Here is a 1,610-nt window from a genome sequence, read left to right as displayed (position 1 = left end):
TAGTGTCTGCTGATTAAGCAGCTATCTGTAACTTCCAACTCTTATATCTGTTCCGGTCATACCAGAATCGGAACAGATGCAAAAGAGCACAAAGTATTCGCCTCTGAATCCTGAACAGATTCGTCACGAATACAGATAATGCGATAGATGTCAACTGCGTTTCTTCCAGTTTTGTGGTAATGCAGCTCATACCATAACAGCGTTTGCTCAGGCTGAAGGTGCGCTCCACTTCGATTCTATCGGTATTATCCTGATACTCTTGTTTTTTATCAACTTTTGCTGTGGCGCTTGGTCTGCCCAGCTTTGGACCTGATAACCGGATCCCATGCTCCTTGCAATAACTCCTGTTTTCCCTGGTCCGGTATATCTGATCTGCCAGGACACGTTCTGGATAATAACCGGTACGCTCTTTGAAGCGTTCTATTGCTTCAATCAGGCAGGTGCTCTCGTTGTATGCCTCGAAAGATATTTTTTCGAGGCGCCCATAACCCTCGCTGTCAAGACTGAGATCAAATTTTGCGCCAAATTCAACAGGTGCTTTGACCTTCCCTCTGACAATCGGCCGAAGCCATGGCTGCGAAATGCTTACAATGCGATGCTCCACAGAATGGATTCTGTTATCGTACATATACTGTTGCTGTTCATACAGCCTGATGATGGTAAGATATAGGCCGATATCCTTACCTGTCATGGCGTATCCATCACTCATGAACTGTTCCAGATAGCCAAGATCTCTTTTCACGTAGCCAAGCTGTCTGCGGAGTGCGCTGCGGATTTTCTTTGCCGTGTGCTTTCTGCTCTTGGCAAATGCAAGATACTCTTTTCTGGCACGTTTGCGGTATCTTCTTGGCAACTTAAGACCATAACATTTACAAAAACAGTAAATCATGTTTTCCAGCTTTTCTCTTGCTTCGTTCAAAAGCGAGATGTCCTGCGGATAACGTATGTTTGCAGGTGCGCAGGTTGCATCAAGTGTCAGAGTCCCTTTGTTTGTATCTTCTTTTGCAGTACCATCATCACCGGATTTTCCTACGGATGGAGGAGTATGGTCATCTTTGTCATCCTCCTTGTGAGCAAGAAGATACTCATTTACTTCCATCAGCATATCTGCTGAAATGCGTTTACGGAAAAGAACCAGTGTACTTGCATCAAACGGAGCTTCTTCCCGAAAACCGGGAAGCCCGATAAAGTATTGCAGATACGGATTCTCAGCGATCTGTTCCACAAGCTCACGGTCGGAAAATTGGAACTTGGTCTGGATGATCAGGGCTCCTAATGCCATGCGAAGAGGCTTGGCAACATTACCCGTATCACTTGGAAACAGCTTGGCATATTTTACTTCGAATTCATCCCATGGGATTCGGTCAGCCAGTCTGACCCAGCGGTTATCCGGATTCATGTGGAGTCCCATAGGTTGGTTGAAATCGAGGAATGAATGCTGTAACTTGTCGATCGGTTTGTACATTGTTTTAGCCCCTTTATACTTAAAATCTGTAAGAAAACTGCAAGAAAAACGATTTGTTTTTGTCAAAATCCTTGCAATCATTATACCAGAAAATGGGGCAAAAGTCAGTAAAATCAAGTGTTTTCAGTTTGCTCAGCAGACACTA

Annotated in this window: 1 protein-coding gene; it reads right to left on the bottom strand. The window is 44.4% G+C overall.

The genetic code is table 11. The features are described from left to right. Positions 1-13: 13 nt before the first annotated feature. A complete protein-coding gene (locus tag ACESSZ_RS16405; RefSeq protein WP_023924455.1) occupies positions 14-1,465 on the bottom strand; it encodes an IS5 family transposase in 1,452 nt (483 codons plus the stop codon). Between the last annotated feature and the right edge of the window lie 145 nt (positions 1,466-1,610).

Source organism: Eubacterium sp. 3_1_31 (assembly GCF_964249515.1).
GTDB lineage: Bacteria > Bacillota_I > Bacilli_A > Erysipelotrichales > Erysipelotrichaceae > Longicatena > Longicatena caecimuris.
The sequence above is the reverse complement of the archived record's forward strand: the minus strand, read 5'-3'. Positions and strand labels throughout refer to the sequence as shown.

What these genes read in the sequence shown, in the direction of transcription:
- ACESSZ_RS16405 (WP_023924455.1), bottom strand. Translation starts at nt 1,465, where the DNA reads ATGTACAAACCGATCGACAAGTTACAGCATTCATTCCTCGATTTCAAC.